Consider the following 16,725-nt stretch of genomic DNA (forward strand, 5'->3'; position numbering starts at 1 on the left):
ATCCTAGGCACGTCGCAGCGCGCATAGGCTCGTGCGGTGCCCCGCCTTCTCATCGACACGAGCCCACTGCGCCAGTCGCCCGCGTTTGCCCGTCTCTGGTGGGGACTCGGGCTCTCGAGTCTCGGAACACAGCTGACCGTCGTCGCCGTCGGGCTCGAGGTCTACGACCTCACGGGCTCGACGCTCGCCGTCGGCGGGCTTGGCATCGCAGCGCTCGTGCCGCTCATCATCACGGGCCTGTACGGGGGCGCGCTCGTCGACATCCATGACCGGCGCAAGGTTGCCCTGCTCACCTCGGCGGGGCTGTGGCTCGTCACCGTCGTGCTGGCTGCGCAGGCGTGGTTGCGGGTCGACGAGCTGTGGGTGCTGTACGCGCTCGTGGGCGCCCAGGCGGCGGGCTTCGGGATCAACAACCCGGCGCGGTCGGCGATCATCCCCATGCTCGTGCCGCCCGCGCGACTGCCCGCCGCGAACGCGTTGCAGACGCTCTTGTTCAACACCTCGCTCATGCTCGGTCCCGTAGCGGGCGCGGTTCTCGTCGCGCACTGGGGGTACGCGGTCGCGTACACGATCGACGCGGTGCTGTTCCTCGCAGCGCTGTGGGCGCTGCTCAAGCTGCCGTCGCTGCGCCCGGGCACGATCGCGTACGCGGAAGCGGCCGACGCCGGTGCGGCAGTGCCCGACGACGCGCCCGCGCCCGCCGGTCTGCCACGGGAAGCCGCGGCTCCCGCCCGGCGTCGGGTCGGCCTGACCTCTGTCGTCGAGGGCTTGCGCTACCTCGCCACGCAGCCGAACGTCCGCATGACCTTCCTCGTTGACCTGGCGGCGATGGTCCTGGCGATGCCGCGTGTGCTGTTCCCTGCGCTCGGCGTCGTCGTCCTCGGTGGCGGTGAGCAGACGACCGGTTACCTCACTGCCGCGATCGCGGTCGGCGGGATTGCCGCGGGTCTGCTCTCGGGTGGCCTCGTGCGCATGCGCCGGCAGGGCGCGATCATCGTCTGGGCGATCACGGTGTGGGGGCTTGGCGTCGCGGGCTTCGGTGCCGTTCTGCTGAGCGCGGGCCGTACGGTTCCTGACGTCGTGCTGTGGCCTGCGCTCGCTGGCTCCCTCGTGCTGCTCGCCGTGTGCGGGGCTGCTGACAACGTCTCGGCGATCTTCCGTACGTCGATTTTGCAGAGTGCCGCGCCGGACCAGATGCGAGGTCGGCTGCAGGGCATCTTCATCGTGGTCGTGGCGGGTGGTCCGCGCGCGGGCGACGTGTGGCTGGGCGCGCAGGCATCGTGGTGGGGGGAGGGTATGGCTGCGGTCGTCGGCGGGCTCTCGTGCGTCGTCGTGCTGTGGCTCCTGGTGCGGCGCTGGCCGCGCTTCTATGCCTACGACGCCGTTCACCCCGAGCCGTAGCTCCGGCGCGCCGGGCGAGAGCCCGGCGGACTCCGGCCGGGCTCTTGGGTTAGCGCGCGTAGCGCAGCGCCCGTGCCCGGATTCCTCGAAGCATCTGTTGCGTCATGAGCCAGCTCGCGAACGTCACGGGTTCGACGATGAACGCGGCCGACGACGAGAGGTACTCGTAGCGTTCGCGCACGACGAGACGGGTCGAGTCGCCGGGCAGCTCATCGAGCACGAAGGCCCAGGTGAAGCGGAACGGCATGGTCGCCCCGGGGCCGCCGGTGTTGTCGTCCTCGGGGAGTCCGGCGAGGACGAGGGCGTGGCCCGGCTCGAGCGTGCGGACCTTGAGGGCCAAGCCCTCGGCGAGCTCGACGAGGTCACCGACAGCGAGGCCCTGCAGGCGCGCCTCGATGCGGTCGGTCGACCGGATGCCCAGGCCCGCGAGGTTCTCGAGGACGTCGTAGGAGTAGAAACCGCCGCGACCCCGCCCGAGCTGCACGAGCCAGGGCCAGACCGCTGCGGCGGGTGCGTCGATCGTCACGGCGCGTGTGACGACGTGGTGCGCGGCAGGGGTGAGCTCGTCGCCGGGGAGCTCTGCGTCGAGCTCGGCCTCGGTCGAGCCCCACTGCATGGCCCACGTGCGCAGGACGGGTAGGGCGCTCAAGGCAGTGAGGACGGCGCCGGTCGTGGCGACCGCGCGCAGGGACGGGCGACGGATCATGCCCCCATCGCATCACGAACTGGGCCCTCGGGCTAGGTCCGCAGGTCCCGGACTCCGCCTGGGACTATGGTCCTCACCTGCGACAACGCTATTGACGGCCTGTCAATAGCGAGGCTAGCGTCTGCGGCATGACGACCGCGAAGGCTCCACGCAGCCCCCGTACCGCGCCTGACGTTCGCTCTGACGAGCTCGTCACGGCCGCGCGCGAGCTGTTCGCGGAACAAGGGCTGACACGCACGACGCTCTCGGACGTCGCCCGACGCGTCGGGGTTGCCCGCACGCTCGTCTACCACTACTTCCCGAGCAAGGACGCGCTCGTCGACGCGGTGCTCGACGGCTACGTCGAGCACTTCGTCGAGTGCGTGCGTGCATGGGACGCGGACCGCACGACCGGTGACATCGAAGGTTCGCTCATCAGCGCGATCGCGCTCTTCCGCACGCAGCTGCGCGCGATGGACCCGATCCGCCCCGACCTCGAACGCGTCGAGGCGACGGGGATGTACAACGCGTTCCTCGACCGCGCGGTGCGCGCGATCGTCGACTGTCTCGAGGAGACGACGGTCCGGGCGTACGCCGCTCGCCACCGCATCCGCATCGACCACGTGCGCGAGACGTTCTACGTCCTCGTGTACGGACTCGTGGGCCTCGCACGCAACACGCCGGGCATCGACGACGGCCTCCTCGTCGCGCTCGTCCGCCAGGCCTTGCGTCTCGAACCGGAGGAGGCCCCCGGCCGCTGAGATCCGACGCGTCGGGCGAGCCGACGCACACGTGCGCAGGTCCTTCTCGGTGCGCCGGGACCATTCTGCGCGAGGGGAAGGCGCACCTTCTCACGGCGGCAGCGCCGCCCCGTTTCAAGGAGTGGTGACAGGTGTTCCTGTTCGACTCGATCCCCTGGTACTCAGCCCTCATGTGGCTGGTCGTCCTTGCGGTTCTCATCGGGCTCAACGAGCTCGTCCGTTGGTCGAAGATTGCCGCCGTGGCGATCTTCATCGTTCTTCCGGTCGTCCTGACGATCTTCGTGTGGCCGATGACGGCAGGCGCGGGCAGCTCGACCGGTTCGTGGTTCCACTGGGTCAAGGTCTACTCAGCCCTGGCGGGCTGTATCGGCTTCATGCTCATCCGCTACAACAAGCGCATCGCCGCCAACAAGTACGCGCTGTGGTTCCCGCCCGCGATCCTCGCGCTCAACATCGCCGAAGCGGTCGTGCGTGACTTTGAGGTCGCGAACCTGCAGGGCATGCACGACGGCGTGTTCATGGTCGGTGGCGTGTGGAACTACATGAACGGCGTCGCGGGCATCCTCAACCTCGTGACCATCTGTGGCTGGGTCGGCATCTTCGTCACCAAGGACCGGTTCCAGGACATGGTGTGGCCGGACATGCTGTGGTTCTGGATCATCGCGTACGACCTGTGGAACTTCGCCTACGTGTACAACTGCGTGGGAGACCACGCCTTCTACGCAGGCGCTGCGCTGCTCATCTCGTGCACCGTCCCGGCGTTCTTCCTGCGCAAGGGTGGCTGGCTGCAGCACCGTGCGCACACGCTCGCCTTCTGGATGATGTTCACGATGGCGGTCCCGTCGTTCGTCTCGGACTCGAAGTTCTCGGTCGAGGCGTCGCACGACCCGAAGGCCCTGTTCATCGTGAGCCTGCTCGCGCTGCTCGCGAACATCGCGGTCTTCGTCTACCAGATCCGCACGATCATCGTGAAGCGCCGCAACCCGCTGCGCGACGAGCTCTTCACGCACCTCGAGGCCTACCTGGTGCTCAACGCTGAGCGTCCTGTCGCGGAGGGCGCGGAGGGCGTGGAGGTCGACGCTGACGCGGAGGCTGCCGCGGCCGCCCCGACTGTCTAGGCAGGGGAGAACGCCACGTACGTGAGGGCGGACCGGGGAATCCCGGTCCGCCCTCACGTATATGTGGCGTCTCGCATATGTGGCGTCTGCCCGACGGGGCCGCTGCGCGGTCGCCGTCAGCCGAGGTCGACGACGAGCCCCTCGGCAGTCTTGCGGACGTTGACCGCTGAGTAGACCGTTCCGTCGGGTCCGACGAGCGTGATCGAGTCCTTCGCCGGGCCGGTCGACGTCGCACGGGCGAACGTCAGCTGGCGCAGGAAGCCCTGGGAGTCGAGCGCGTCGGCCGGAGCAACGTACGCAGCGGGACTCGGTGCGGGTGCCTCGACGGGCAGTGCTGCCGTGGCTGCGTCCGGCTCGGCCGGTGCCGCTGCTGCTTCCGGTGCTGCTGCCGGCTCGGCCGGTGCCGCTGCCGGTTCCGGAAGTGAGGACTGGGCGGCGAGCGCAAACGCGGAAACCCGGGTGGGGGTCTCGCCTGCGGGCTCGTCGATGAGGAGGGGCGCACCGTCGGTGGTCTCAGGTGCGAGTGAGCCCTCGGTCGTGACCTCGGGAGCGGCCTGGGCCATCTCGGGCTGCGCGTCGGTCAGCCAGGCGGGCAGCTCGGAGTCGGCGCGCTCTGCGTCACGCACCTCCTCCTCGAGGTCGAGGGCGACCGGCTCGTCGCCGTCAAGGCTCGCCCACGGCGACTCGTCCGTCAGGGAGAGGAGCGGGGCCTCGTCGACGGCCACAGGCTCGGGGGCGTCGACGGACGCGTCCGCTGCGGCGGGCTCGGTGGGTGCGGACCATTCGTCGTTGGTGAGTGCCGCCGGGGCGGTGAAGCCCCAGTCGGGCGTGGCGATCGGCGTTGCGGGCGGCACGAATCCGGGCTCCCACGGCGCGGGCGCCTCGCTCGCGGCAACCCCGTCCGCGGCAACTCCGTTCGCAGCGACGTCGCCTGCAGCAAAGCCGCCTGCACCGTCTTCGCCTGCAGCAATGCCGCCTGCAGCGTCTTCGTCCGCAGCAACGTCGTCTCCAGCGTCTACACCCGCAGCGTCTTCGCCTGCGGCGACGTCGCCGGTGTCAGCGAGCTCGTCGACGTCGCCCGTCTCGTCCACGGCCTCGGCCCCGGAGGTCGGGGCCGTCCAGCGCGTGGCCTCGGGCGGAGCCCACGGCGAGGTCTGCTCGGTCGGCTGAACCCAGTCGTCACCGTCGGCAGGAGCGGGCTCGCCGTCGGGCTCAGGTGCGGTGCCGAGCCCAGGCTCTCCGTCGAGCGCGGGCTCGGTGGAGAGCACGTCGACGCTCTCGAACGTCAGTGCCGTGTCGGGTGCGGGCTCACGGTCGAACGCGTCGTCCGTGGCGAGTGCCGCGTCATCGAACGAGCGGGTCTCGTCGTCTGCAGCGGCCGCGGGCTCGAGCGGAGTCACCACTGTGGGGGCCGGAGCCTCCCATGGGGACGGCGTGACGGCGGTGCTCACGGGCGGAGCCCACACGGGCTCAGCGGGGAACGTGCCAGGGAAGGTGTCGTCCGAGGGAGTGTCGGCAGAGAAGGCGTCAGAAGTGAGCGCGTCCGCCGCGCCGGCCTCGGCGACGTGGTCCTCGAACGCGGCGAAGCCGTCCGAGAGGGTGTCACCCGACGGGGCGACCTCGTCGTCCGACGGAGCGACGTCGGCGCTCGACGGAGCGACCTCGTCGTCCGCGGGGGCCGCGGACTCTGCCCCGGTGTCGTCGAGCTCGGCGTCGGTGCCGTCGACGGCACCCGCACCGACAGGCTCGTCCTCAGCAACGCCGGCCGCGTCGTGCGCAGAGGGCATCGGCTGAACAAGCGGCTCGCCGCGTTCGGCGCGCCCGATGTACGTGTTGAGGGCATCGATGATGCCGTCGAGCAGGTCATCGACCTCGTCGACGAAGTAACCCTCGGTGAGGTGGGTGGGGCTGAAGCGGGCGCCGAGAAGATCGGCGGGAGTCAGCAACGGCGTTCCGTCGGCCTCGACCGTGAGCCCTTGCTCAAGGTGCTCGAGAGTGCGGGCCGAGCGGGCGAGGAACTCGTCGACCTCGACGATCTCGTAGCCGGACCGAAACTTGGTCGCGGTGAAGCGCGCAGAGCGCACATCGGCGGCGGTGAGCATGCGGTGTCCCCTGACGTCGTGGACGAGTAGTGAGGCGATAGTACCGAGGACGCCCTGGTCCGCGTAGCACGGGCTGCTGACGACAGCGGCCGCCCCGTGTCGCGGGGCGGCCGCTGCGGGCGCTGCTGGTCAGGCGTCCGGCGTCGAGCCCGGCTCTGCGGGACGCTGAACACCCAGCGAGGCGCCTGCGACACCACCGATGAGCGTGGACAGGTCGATGCCCAGGAGGTCCTTGACGATCTGCTTGCCCTCGCCGAGGACGGTCGAGACGTTCTTCGTGAGCGCTGACGCACCGTCGGTCGAGATGACGGTCATGGTGCCGACGGCGGCCATGGGCTCGGCGGCAGCGCGGACGATCGCGGGCAGACGCTCGATGAGCTCCTGTGCGAGAGCTGCCTCGCCGTACTTCTTGAGCGCTTCAGCCTTGGCGTCCGTGGCGGCAGCCTCGGCACGGCCCTCGGCCTCGGTCGCGGCCGCGCGGGCCTCGCCCTCGGCGCGAATACCGGCGGCGAGGGCGACCTGGCGGTCACGCTCGGCCTCACCGGCGCGGCGGACGGCCTCAGCCGCGGCCTCCGCGTCCTGGATCGCTGCGGTCTTGTTGGCCTGGGCGATCGTCGTGCGCTTGAATGCGTCGGCCTCGGTTGCGGCGTTGGCGGCGTCGCGCTCGGCGTTGGCCCTCTGAACGGCCGCGTAGGCGTCGGCCTCGGCAGGCTTACGGATCGAGATGTCGAGCTCTTCTTCCGTCACCTTGGCCTGCTCGGTGAGTGCCTCGCGCTGCTCGAGCGCGACGAGGCGCTCCTGCTCGACGCGTGCGAGCTGACCGGCGGCTTCGGCCTCGGCGTTAGCGCGGTCCGTTGCGGCCTTGATCGTGGCCTTCTTGAGGTCGAGCGCCTTCTGACGCTCGGCGATCTGCTCCGCGGCCTCGATGACAGCGAACTCGGCGATCCGGCGCGCCTCGGCTTCCGAGACCTCTGCGACCTGGCGGGCGCGCGCGTTCTCGGCGCGGCCGAGGTTCGCGAGGTAGTCGGAGCCGGGCGTCGAGATGTCAGAGATGTTGAGCAGGTCAACCTGCAAGCCCTGCTCGGCGAGGTCCGTCTTCGTCGAGTCGACGACGCGGTCCGAGAGCCCCTTGCGGTCAGAGATGATCTGCTCGATGGTCATGTCGCCGACGATCGAGCGGAGCGAGCCCTCGAGGGACTCCTTGATGATCTCGGTGAGGGCGTCCTGCTGGGAGAGGAATCGCTGAGCCGCGCGGCGCACGCCGTCGTCGTCGCCCCGAACCTTGAAGTTGATCGACGCCTTGATGGCGATCTTCACGCGGTTCTTGTCGACGCCCTCGACCGTGATGCCGATCTGGCGCTGCTCGAGAGAGATCGCGAAGCCCTGCTGGAGGATCGGCCACACGAAGACGCGGCCGCCGACGACGACGCGCTGGCCGCCGACGAGATCGGGCTGGTTCTTGCCCGCGCCGCGACCGACGATGACGAGGGCCTCGTTCGGTGGGACGCGCCGGATGCGCTTGGCGATGAACGTGACGATCGCGATGAACGCGATCGCGAGGAGCGCGACCCCGACGACTGTCCAGAAGTTGGGATCGGTGCTGCTGGCGGGCATGCGGCGGTCCTTCCGTGGCGTGCGGTCCGCCCGACGGTCGTCGGCCGGAGGTGTGTCTGTCCCGGCGGTGCAGGGTGCAGTGCCGAGGGAGCGAGGTGCCGGCTGTGGCCGGCTGGCGACGGCGGTGCCGTCGCCGCGTGCTAGGCGACGGCTCCGTTGCCCGGGGCGACCTTGACCCGTGAGCCTTCGTGGGCGACGACGACGATGCGCGTGCCCTCGTCGATGGGCGCGTCTGACCAGGCCATACGTCGTTCGATCTCTTGCGGTGCGTCGAGGAAGACCTCGCCGCGCTGCGGCGTGATGTCGGACTTGGCGACGCCCGTCATGCCGACGAGGTGAAGGGGCTGCCCGTCCTCGGTCGCCTGGACGCGTGTGATCGTGAGCTGTGCGAGCCACAGGGCGAGGATTCCGGCGAGCGCTGAGCCGCCGTAGACGAGCCAGGTCGGCAGGTCGTTCGCGGTCGTCATGATGCCGATCGCGCTGAAGACGATGGCGCCGACGCCCAGGCCCGTGCCTGAGACGATGCCGTCGCCGAAGTCGATGAACTCGCCGAGCAGCATGGAGCCGATGACGAGCAGCAGCCCGACCACGCCGATGATGACGAAGATCGTCATGTTGGACCTCTTCCCCCTGGGTGGCACACCCTTGTGCCGAACGATAGCGGAGGCGGGGGCCCGATGTCCGGTGACGAGCGCAGCCGGAGGATGGCGCCACGTGCGTCACGGATGTGGTCAGGGTGACGCGAAGCGGTCGAACCGATGAACGTCTGGCGACGTTCGCCCGGATCGACACGGCCCGGGTGGTGCGACGTGCAAGATCGATCCATGATCACGCGCACCATTGCCCCGCACCTTGACGGCCGCCGTCGGGAGACGGCGATCGACCGTGTCGACGACCCGTTCGTACCCGTCGGGCGCCTTGCCGTGCCGATCGACGTCGTCGACGCGACGACCCTCTACCCCGTCGTCGCCGAGATCTTCCGGTCCGAGCACGTGACGTCGATCGCGGTCGCCCGCCGCGACGACCCTGGCCGCGTGGGCCTCATCTCACGCGAGCGCCACACTGCGGTGAGCGCGGGGACGCTCGGCTACGGCCGCGCGCTCCTGGCGCGACGCCAGGTCGGGGAGGTCGTCGACTGGGAGCCGCTCGCGGTCCCGCAGGCGATGCCCGTCGTCGAGGTGGTGCGCCGTGCGATGGCGCGCACCGAGGCCCGGCGCTTCGACGACGTTGTCGTCTACGACGTCGTCTGGCGGGTCGTCACCGTGCCCACGCTCGTCCGGGCGCTCGCGGACGTGGTGACGGCGCGCTGGCGCGCCTGACCGTCCACACCCAGCGCCCCGTCCCGCCCTACGCGACCGGGGCCGTGGCGCGTGCGACGCGACCAGCCGCCCACGCCCCGAGCACGACGAGGAGCGACGCCGCAGCGATCGCTGCGAGCAGCTCGAGCAGCACGGGGAGCTGCTGGAACGCTCCGACGCCGATGACGGGTGCGAGCAGAAGCATCATCGTGGCCGTCGTTAGGCCCACCGAGGCGACGAGCGGGATGGTGGTCTCGCGCAGGCGCGCCCGGTCCAGAGTGCGCGGTTCGCTCCCGGCGAGGACGAGCGCCGCAGTGGCGTCCCGCTGGTCGATCGCGCGTCCGGCCTGCATGACGCCCGTCGACACGGCCGCGAGCACCCCGGCGATCCCGAGGGTGAGGAGCGCTCCCGTGCGCACGTCGGAGTAGAAGACCGCGTCCCAGTGCGAGGCAGTCTCGTCGGGACTGAACAGTGCGGTGAGGCTGGCGAGGCCCGCGATGAAGGTGGCGAGCGCGACTCCGCCCACGGAACGCCAGGCGGTCCGCGGGTCGTCGACGAGCCGGCGGCTCGCGAGAAGCGTCTCGACGCGTCGTGCGTAGCGCACGGTGAGGCGCCCGACGATCTGCAGCGCGAACGGCCCGACGGCGCCGAGCGCCGCGAAGCCGAGCAGCAGGATGCCGACGATGACGATGATGCCGACGGTTTGCGAGCCGAACGAGGCGCTCGCAGCGATGGGCATGGCGACGAACGCGAGGACGAGGACGAGGACGCGCCGGGAGCGCAGCGCGGGCGGAGTGGTGCGCCCCGCGACACCGAGCGGGGTGACGACGACGCGGCGCAGGCTTGCGAGCGCGGACGACAGCGCGACGACGGCGACGACGACGATGACGGCCAGGATGGTCGGCACCCCGACCCACAGCTCGCCGAGGGAAAAGGTGCGGTCCTGGAAGCGCAGCAGCGAGACGAGGGGGAGGAGCACGAGGTAGCCGCCGACCCCCGCGAGCGCCCCTGTGAGTGCCTGGGCGGCGGCGTCGAGGGCGGTGAGGGTTGTCACCTGTGACGTCGTCGCGCCTGCGAGGCGCAGGGTCGCGAGCCGCTCGTCGCGGCGTGCGACGGCGAGGCGGGCGGCTGCCCCGCCGAGCGTGATGAGCGGGACGAGGAGCAGGAGTGAGGCGACCGCGGCGAGCGTCGGGTAGAAGTCCGCGTCGGGCCCGGCGGCGGGGTCGTCCACGCGTCCGGCGAACGCGCCGTACCCTCCCGCGACGATGAGCAGCGCGGCGGTCGCGGTCGCGAACGCGACGACCGCGAGCACTGTGGTGAGGCGTTGCGGGTCGTTGCTGTCGGCGGTGCGCCTGCGCAGGAACCACCAGAGGCCGAGCGTCGTCACAGGGCACCGCCCTGTGCGGTGTGGGGGGCGGCGGGCCGGGCGGCGAGGTACTCCCCGTCGATGCGTCCGTCGCGCATCGTCACGGTGCGTTCGCAGTGCCGGGCGACGCCTGCGTCGTGCGTGACGACGACGAGCGACGCGCCGTTGGCGGCGACGGCGGCGGTGAGGACGCTGAGGACGTCCTGACCTGTCGTCTGGTCGAGGGCCCCGGTGGGTTCGTCGGCGAAGACGATGCCGGGGCGGCCGACGAGTGCGCGGGCGATCGCGACGCGTTGCGCCTGACCGCCGGAGAGCTCGCCTGGGCGTCGCGATTCGAGCCCGCCGAGGCCGAGGCGGCTGAGCTCGGCTGCGGCTGCGGCGACGGCTTGTGCGCGAGGCACGCCTGCGAGCATGAGGGGCAGCGCGGCGTTCTCGACGGCGGGCAGCTCGGGCAGGAGGCGGCCTGACTGGAAGACGAAGCCGAAGTCGGTGCGGCGCAGCTGGGTGCGCGCACTGTCGGGCAGGGTCGCGAGGTCGGCCCCTCGCCATGCGACGGAGCCAGATGTGGGGGCGAGAATCCCTGCGAGGACGTGCAGCAGGGTGGTCTTGCCGGAGCCGGAGGGGCCCATGATGGCGAGGGACTCGCCGGGCTCGATGGTGAGGCTGACGTCGTCGAGCGCACGGGTGGCGAAGGGGCCGTCGCCGTAGACCTGGGTGAGGCGGTGGGCGACGAGGCGGTCGGGGCGGGGGGCGTTCATACCCTCATCGTGCGCGGGCGGCGGCTGCTGGCGCGTCGGGCCTGGGACGGGTGGCGGCCGGACGCGTGCGACCGTGGTGGGAGGCCGCTGGTCCCCCCAGGGGAGGACCAGCGCTCGCGGTCGTGCGTTGCGGGGCGGCCCGAAGAGTCAGAGGGCTGCTGCGGCGTCGGTGGCGTCGGGCTCGACATCGCGGCGTGTGCTTGAGCGGCGCAGGACCGGTGCGGAGGCGATGACGCAGAGCGCACCCACGCCGGCGGCGACGATGGCGACGACGAAGCCCGCGTGCGCGCCTGCGGCGTCGATGCGGGAGCCGGCGATCGACGAGCCGAGGGACACGCCGACGCCGAGAGCGGTGCCCACGTACGTGAGCCCTTCGGTGAGCTGCGTGGGCGGCACGACGAGCTGGACGAGCCCGTTCCCTCCGATGAGCGAGGGCGCGATCATGAGGCCGGTGACGAACATGACGCCGGCGAGCGCCCACAGCGAGTCGACGAGCGGGAAGAGGGCGACGCCCGCGGCGAGGCCGAGCATGGTCGCCGTGAATCGGGCCCAGAGCGGGGTGATCCAGTGGCGGGCGCCGTACCAGAGGCCGGCGACGAGGGAGCCGCAGGCGAAGACCGCGAGGACGAGCCCGGCGGCCGCCTTGTTGCCGTGGTCCTCGGCGAACGCGATGGTGGCGACGTCGGTCGCACCGAAGACGCCGCCGAGGGCGACGAACGACAGGACGAGCGAGACCATCGCGCCGAAGCGGAGGACGGTCGGCTGGCGGGTCGCGCGCGACTGGGCTGTGGGGACCGGCTCGGAGTCCTTGAGCGAGAGAAACCAGTAGCCGCCGACGAGCATCGCCACGACGGGGAAGACGATTCCGGCCCACGGGGTGACGGACGTGGCGAGCCACGTGGCGAGGACGGGGCCGATGACGAAGACGACTTCGTCGAGGGACGCCTCGAGGGAGTAGGCGGTGTGGAGCTCGTGGGGGTTGGAGCCGACGAGCTTGGACCAGCGTGCGCGCACGAGCGTGCCCATTGAGCCGATCGTGGAGCCGCCGAGCGCTGCGATGACGTAGAGCGCCCAGTCAGGTGCGTCGAGGACGGATGCGACGATGAGCCCGGTGATGCCCGCGGCTGAGACGGCGAGGAGGGGCCGCATGACGCGTGCCTGGCCGTGCCGGTCGATGAGCCGCGCGATCTGGGGTCCGCAGACGGCTTGCGCGAGGACGTAGACGGCGGAGACGCGGCCGGCGAGGGCGTAGGAGCCGTGCAGGCCCTCGATCATGAGGACGATGCCGATGCCGACCATCGCCATGGGGAAGCGTGAGATGACGCCTGAGATCGAGAATTGTGCCGCGCCCGGGCGCGCGAGGATCGCCCGGTAGGGCCCGCCGATTGCCATTGCCTCAGTCTCTCACCCGTCAAGCGGTCCCAGCTCGTGAGATTCGCCACCGCTCAGGTGGTGCGAACACCTGCGGACGTGTGCGCAAACGCAGGCGGTGAGGGCCGCCGCGTCGCTCCCGCATGTCGTCTCGTGCCGAACCTCCCAAGTGACCGACCCCGAGGTGTCGGTGCAGGTCAACGGTGCTATCTTTCCCGTCGTCACCGGCCGGTGACCGGATGTCTGACCGCGTGGAGGGCTCGGATGAAGACGACGACCAGGACGACGCTCGTGGCGGTGGCGGGGATCGCCATGGTGCTCGCAGGGTGCTCGGGCGGGACGCCAGGTGCGACGTCACCGTCGGGGGTCACGGTTGCCCCCGTGACGCCGGCGCCCGCGGGCGCCGATGCGACGTCTCCCGCGACCGCGACCGCGCCCGCCGCCGAGCGGCCGGGAGCCCGTCAGCTCCCGGCCGAGTGCGCGAGCCTCGACCTCGCGCCCGGCGCACACCTGGGCGGCAAGGGGCTCGGTGCGTGCGTGTCGCGAGCGCTCGTCAGCTACGGCTCGGGTCGCATGGAGATGACCGGCGAGCAGCTCGCTGGCACCGTGGCCTTCACGTACGACCCCGACTACGCGTTCCGGGTCGAGGGCGAAGGCGCCACGGGCGCGATCCGAATGTCCTACGTCGACGGTGAGATCTGGCTCGATGACGGCTCCGGGCCGGTCCGGGGTGATGCGGACTCGGACGACATGGGCACGCGGCTCGCGGGCTTTGCGGGCGAGGCCTACCGCGCCCTGTCCGACCCGGCGCTCACCGCTGACCTCGTGGCAGCGTCGGACGGCTGGACGGTCGCCGCCGACCGCGAGTCCCGCACGCTGCCCGACGGCTCGACGGTCGAGGCTTTTCGAATCGTCAGCGACAAGCCGTTCACGTGGAACGAGATGCCCGTGACGGAGTACGTCCTCTGGTACGGCGACGACTGGGTCCCGGTGGGTGCCCAGGGCACGGTTGCGGTCTTCGGCACGAGCGCGACTTCCGTCCAGACGTTCTACGACCTGGGTGCGGACATCACGATTGAGCCGCTCGGCTAGCTCGCTCCGTCTGCCGCTGCGGTCCGGCCCGGGGTGCAGCGCGGCGAGGGTGCCGCCCGGCGAGGGTGGGGTGAGGATGGGGGTATGGACCTCACCGTCGTGCACGACCCTGACTCCGAGCTCTTCGAGGCGCGCTCTGCCGAGGGTGAGCGCGTCGGCGACGTCACCTACCGTCGCGATGGCGACGTGTGGGACCTCGTCGGCACGCACGTGCCCCCCGCGTTCGGTGGCCGCGGCGTCGCCACGGCGATGCTCCGCGACGTCCTCGCGCAGATCCGCGCCGTCGGCGGATCAGTCCGGCCGACGTGCCCGTTCGTCGCGACGTACCTTGACCGCAACCCGGACGAGGCGACCCGGGTCTGACGCCTCGCCGTGGCGACAGTGAGGGCCCGCGCACGACGTTCGTGTGCGGGCCCTCACCATCGACGGGTCACGGAGTGGCCCGGTCTGCTCAGCCGAGGGCGTCCGCGACGACCTGCTTGGCCTCTTCCTGCACCTGAGTGAGGTGCTCGGCAGAGACGAACGACTCGGCGTAGATCTTGTAGACGTTCTCGGTGCCCGACGGGCGAGCCGCGAACCACGCGTTCTCGGTCGTCACCTTGAGGCCGCCGATCGCTGCCCCGTTGCCTGGCGCCGTCGTGAGCTTGGCAGTGATCTCCTCGCCCGCGAGCGAGGTCGAACGGACCTGTGAGGGGTCGAGCGCCGCGAGGGTCGCCTTCTCCTCAAGTGTTGCGGGCGCGTCGACGCGTGCGTACCAGCTCTCGCCGTACGTCTCGACGAGCTCGGCGTGGCGCTGCGACGGGCTCGATCCCGTCGTGGCCTGGATCTCGGAGGCGAGCAGTGCGAGCAGCAGGCCGTCCTTGTCGGTTGACCACACGGTTCCGTCCTTGCGGAGGAACGACGCTCCGGCGGACTCCTCGCCGCCGAACCCGACGTCGCCCGTGAGCAGGCCGGGCACGAACCACTTGAACCCGACCGGAACCTCGAGCAAGTGCCGGCCCTGGCCGGCTGCGACCCGGTCGACGAGAGCCGAGCTCACGAGCGTCTTGCCGATCGCGGCATCCGGGCGCCAGCCGGGACGCGCCCCGCCGTAGAGGTAGTCGATCGCGACCGCGAGGAAGTGGTTGGGGTTCATGAGCCCCGCGTCGGGCGTGACGATGCCGTGACGGTCGGAGTCAGCGTCGTTGCCCGTGGCGATGTCGTACGGGGCGCCGCCGCCGGCGGCGGGGCGCATCGTGCGGACGAGCGACGCCATCGCGTTGGGGGAGGAGCAGTCCATGCGGATCTTGCCGTCCCAGTCGAGCGTCATGAACGCCCAGCGCGGGTCGACGCTCGGGTTGACGACCGTGAGGTCGAGCCCGTAGCGCTCGCCGATCGCGCCCCAGTACTCGACGGCTGCGCCGCCGAGCGGGTCGGCGCCGATGCGCACGCCCGCGGAGCGGATCGCGTCCATGTCGAGGACCGAACCGAGGTCGTCGACGTAGGCGGTGAGGTAGTCGTGCCGGCGCGTCGTCGGGGCGGCGAGCGCGGCCTCGTACGAGACGCGCCGCACCTGGCCGACGCCCTGGGCGAGGATCTCGTTGGCGCGCGCTGCGATGACCTTCGTCGCGTCCGAGTCGGCGGGGCCGCCGTGGGGCGGGTTGTACTTGAACCCGCCGTCGCGCGGCGGGTTGTGCGACGGGGTGACGACGATGCCGTCGGCGAGGCCGGGGCCTTCGACGCGGACCCCGGCGGCGGTCGTTGCGCCGTTGTGGAGGAGGATCGCGTGGGAGACGGCGGGCGTCGGGGTCCAGGAGTCGCGCGCGTCGATGCGGACCTCGACGTCGTTCGCGGCGAGCACCTCGAGCGCGGAGCGGAAGGCGGGCTCGGACAGGGCGTGGGTGTCGCGGCCGATGAAGAGGGGGCCGTCGGTCCCCTGGCTGCGGCGGTACTCGACGATCGCCTGGGTCGTCGCGACGATGTGGGCCTCGTTGAAGGCGCCGTCGAGGCTCGAGCCGCGGTGGCCCGAGGTCCCGAAGACGACACGTTGGGCGGGGTCGTCGAGGTCGGGCGCGCGGTCGTAGTACGCGGCGAGGAGGGCGTCGACATCGATGAGGTCGTCGGGCAGTGCGACGGTTCCGGCACGTGGATGCATGGTCTGATCCTGCCATCGTCCGGCGTGCTTCGTCGTGCCCCGTCCGGCCCTTGCAGAAGGCTCGGCACGCGTGGCAGGGCCGTGGCGTCGGTAGTCTGGTCCCATGGCGAAGAACTCCTCCCCCGCGCTCGTGCTGCGCCCGTTCGAGAACCTCCCCGGCGAGGCCGACTGGGTCGCGTTCCGCGAGATCGTCCCGGCCGCGACCGCGACCGCCCGTACGACCGCTGAGCACGGCGCGCGCGACGTCGTCGTGACGACGTCGCTGCCCGACGGCTGGCCCGCGCTCCACCGCACGGACGGCACGGTCCTGCTCGCGCTGCAGAACGTGCTCGGCGGCGGCGACCTCAGCCGCACGCTCGCGGCGAACCTTCTGGCGATCCTCGACTCTGAGCCGGGCACGTCGCTCACGCACGTCGAGGTGCCGGCCGAGGACGGCCCGCGCCTGCAGGATGTCCTTGACCTCACCGTTCCGTTCACCGTGACGATGCACGACGGCTTCGACTACTGGTTCGGAGCCGACCAGACCATCGACTCCGACCTGCGCGCGGCGCTCAACGACGCGGCCGCGTCGATCATCCCGACCGAGCAGCTCGCTGGCGTCGACTCCGCGTACCTCGCGACGTTCGGTCGCCGCCGCTACCTGCGGTGGTCCATGGCGGTCGACGAGGACCGTCTGGTCGACGGTGTGGCACGGCTCCACGCGAAGCGTGAGTCGGCTCTCGGGGCGTCGCGGTTCCTCGGGATCTTCCGCGCGTGCGGGATCGTCGTTCCCGTGTGGGACCTGGCCGACGGCGTGACGATCGAAGAGCTCGAGACCCTTGCTGAAGAGATGCGTCCGCGTCTTGAGGCCGCGATCGCGACGACGGACGCCCTCACGTCCGACGAGCGTCGCGCGCGGGCGGGAATCGTTGCGCGTCAGGTCTCCTTGCGCTGACGCCCCGGGCGTCGCCGCCGTGACCTGCGGCGACGCCCGAGATCGCACCTCGTGGGGGCGCCTGCAGGCTTCCCTGGGATTTTGCGTGGTC

The 16,725-nt window shown here is 71.1% G+C and carries 15 protein-coding genes; 7 read left to right on the plus strand and 8 right to left on the minus strand.

What is annotated here, in order from left to right; translation table 11 throughout:
• The first annotated feature begins 36 nt into the window (after window positions 1-36).
• Window positions 37-1,401, plus strand: coding sequence for an MFS transporter (locus ACTVCO_RS01135; RefSeq protein ID WP_443726549.1), 1,365 nt, complete (start codon window positions 37-39; stop codon window positions 1,399-1,401).
• A gap of 49 nt (window positions 1,402-1,450) precedes the next feature.
• Here ACTVCO_RS01135 and ACTVCO_RS01140 read toward each other — a convergent pair whose 3' ends face one another.
• A complete protein-coding gene (locus ACTVCO_RS01140) occupies window positions 1,451-2,107 on the minus strand; it encodes an SRPBCC family protein (protein WP_443726550.1) in 657 nt (218 codons plus the stop codon).
• 128 nt (window positions 2,108-2,235) lie between these two features.
• On the opposite strand from ACTVCO_RS01140, the gene ACTVCO_RS01145 reads away from it, so the two are divergent.
• Both ACTVCO_RS01145 and ACTVCO_RS01150 read left to right on the plus strand, forming a co-directional pair.
• Entirely contained in the window at window positions 2,236-2,847 is a 612-nt protein-coding gene (locus ACTVCO_RS01145; protein WP_443726551.1) for a TetR/AcrR family transcriptional regulator, read from the plus strand.
• A 131-nt stretch (window positions 2,848-2,978) separates the two neighbouring features.
• Window positions 2,979-3,965, plus strand: a complete 987-nt coding sequence (locus ACTVCO_RS01150; RefSeq protein ID WP_443726552.1) for a DUF5692 family protein — start codon at window positions 2,979-2,981, stop codon at window positions 3,963-3,965.
• A gap of 116 nt (window positions 3,966-4,081) precedes the next feature.
• On the opposite strand, the gene ACTVCO_RS01155 is transcribed toward ACTVCO_RS01150, so the two are convergent.
• From ACTVCO_RS01155 to ACTVCO_RS01165, 3 genes are all read right to left on the minus strand, one after another.
• Window positions 4,082-6,067, minus strand: a complete 1,986-nt coding sequence (locus ACTVCO_RS01155) for a DivIVA domain-containing protein (protein ID WP_443726553.1) — start codon at window positions 6,065-6,067, stop codon at window positions 4,082-4,084.
• 129 nt (window positions 6,068-6,196) lie between these two features.
• Window positions 6,197-7,681 (minus strand): SPFH domain-containing protein, encoded by a 1,485-nt coding sequence (locus ACTVCO_RS01160; protein WP_443726554.1) that lies wholly within the window; start codon window positions 7,679-7,681, stop codon window positions 6,197-6,199.
• Window positions 7,682-7,821: 140 nt separating this feature from the next.
• Window positions 7,822-8,295 (minus strand): NfeD family protein, encoded by a 474-nt coding sequence (locus tag ACTVCO_RS01165; protein WP_443726555.1) that lies wholly within the window; start codon window positions 8,293-8,295, stop codon window positions 7,822-7,824.
• Between the two features lie 210 nt (window positions 8,296-8,505).
• On the opposite strand from ACTVCO_RS01165, the gene ACTVCO_RS01170 reads away from it, so the two are divergent.
• Complete coding sequence (locus ACTVCO_RS01170; protein ID WP_443726556.1) at window positions 8,506-9,000, plus strand: hypothetical protein; 495 nt, start codon at window positions 8,506-8,508, stop codon at window positions 8,998-9,000.
• Between the two features lie 28 nt (window positions 9,001-9,028).
• On the opposite strand, the gene ACTVCO_RS01175 is transcribed toward ACTVCO_RS01170, so the two are convergent.
• The 3 genes from ACTVCO_RS01175 to ACTVCO_RS01185 form a co-directional block, all read right to left on the minus strand.
• On the minus strand, window positions 9,029-10,366 hold the full coding sequence (locus ACTVCO_RS01175; RefSeq protein WP_443726557.1) for an FtsX-like permease family protein: 1,338 nt from the start codon (window positions 10,364-10,366) through the stop codon (window positions 9,029-9,031).
• Window positions 10,363-11,103 carry an ABC transporter ATP-binding protein gene (locus tag ACTVCO_RS01180; protein WP_443726558.1) on the minus strand — a complete coding sequence of 247 codons (741 nt, stop codon included), beginning with the start codon at window positions 11,101-11,103 and terminating at the stop codon, window positions 10,363-10,365. The genes ACTVCO_RS01175 and ACTVCO_RS01180 overlap by 4 nt, the downstream gene beginning before the upstream one ends.
• A gap of 147 nt (window positions 11,104-11,250) precedes the next feature.
• A complete protein-coding gene (locus tag ACTVCO_RS01185) occupies window positions 11,251-12,495 on the minus strand; it encodes an MFS transporter (RefSeq protein WP_443726559.1) in 1,245 nt (414 codons plus the stop codon).
• Between the two features lie 243 nt (window positions 12,496-12,738).
• Between ACTVCO_RS01185 and ACTVCO_RS01190 the strand changes: the two genes are divergently transcribed.
• Together ACTVCO_RS01190 and ACTVCO_RS01195 are read left to right on the plus strand one after the other, a co-directional pair.
• Window positions 12,739-13,566, plus strand: coding sequence for a hypothetical protein (locus tag ACTVCO_RS01190; RefSeq protein ID WP_443726560.1), 828 nt, complete (start codon window positions 12,739-12,741; stop codon window positions 13,564-13,566).
• 84 nt (window positions 13,567-13,650) lie between these two features.
• On the plus strand, window positions 13,651-13,929 hold the full coding sequence (locus ACTVCO_RS01195; protein ID WP_443726561.1) for a GNAT family N-acetyltransferase: 279 nt from the start codon (window positions 13,651-13,653) through the stop codon (window positions 13,927-13,929).
• 88 nt (window positions 13,930-14,017) lie between these two features.
• Here ACTVCO_RS01195 and pgm read toward each other — a convergent pair whose 3' ends face one another.
• Window positions 14,018-15,700, minus strand: coding sequence for a phosphoglucomutase (alpha-D-glucose-1,6-bisphosphate-dependent) (gene pgm, locus ACTVCO_RS01200; protein WP_443726562.1), 1,683 nt, complete (start codon window positions 15,698-15,700; stop codon window positions 14,018-14,020).
• A gap of 103 nt (window positions 15,701-15,803) precedes the next feature.
• Between pgm and ACTVCO_RS01205 the strand changes: the two genes are divergently transcribed.
• Entirely contained in the window at window positions 15,804-16,634 is an 831-nt protein-coding gene (locus tag ACTVCO_RS01205; protein ID WP_443726563.1) for a DUF5926 family protein, read from the plus strand.
• Window positions 16,635-16,725 lie beyond the last annotated feature (91 nt).

Origin of the sequence: Sanguibacter sp. A247 (assembly GCF_052324925.1) — a bacterium.
Taxonomy (GTDB): domain Bacteria; phylum Actinomycetota; class Actinomycetes; order Actinomycetales; family Cellulomonadaceae; genus Flavimobilis.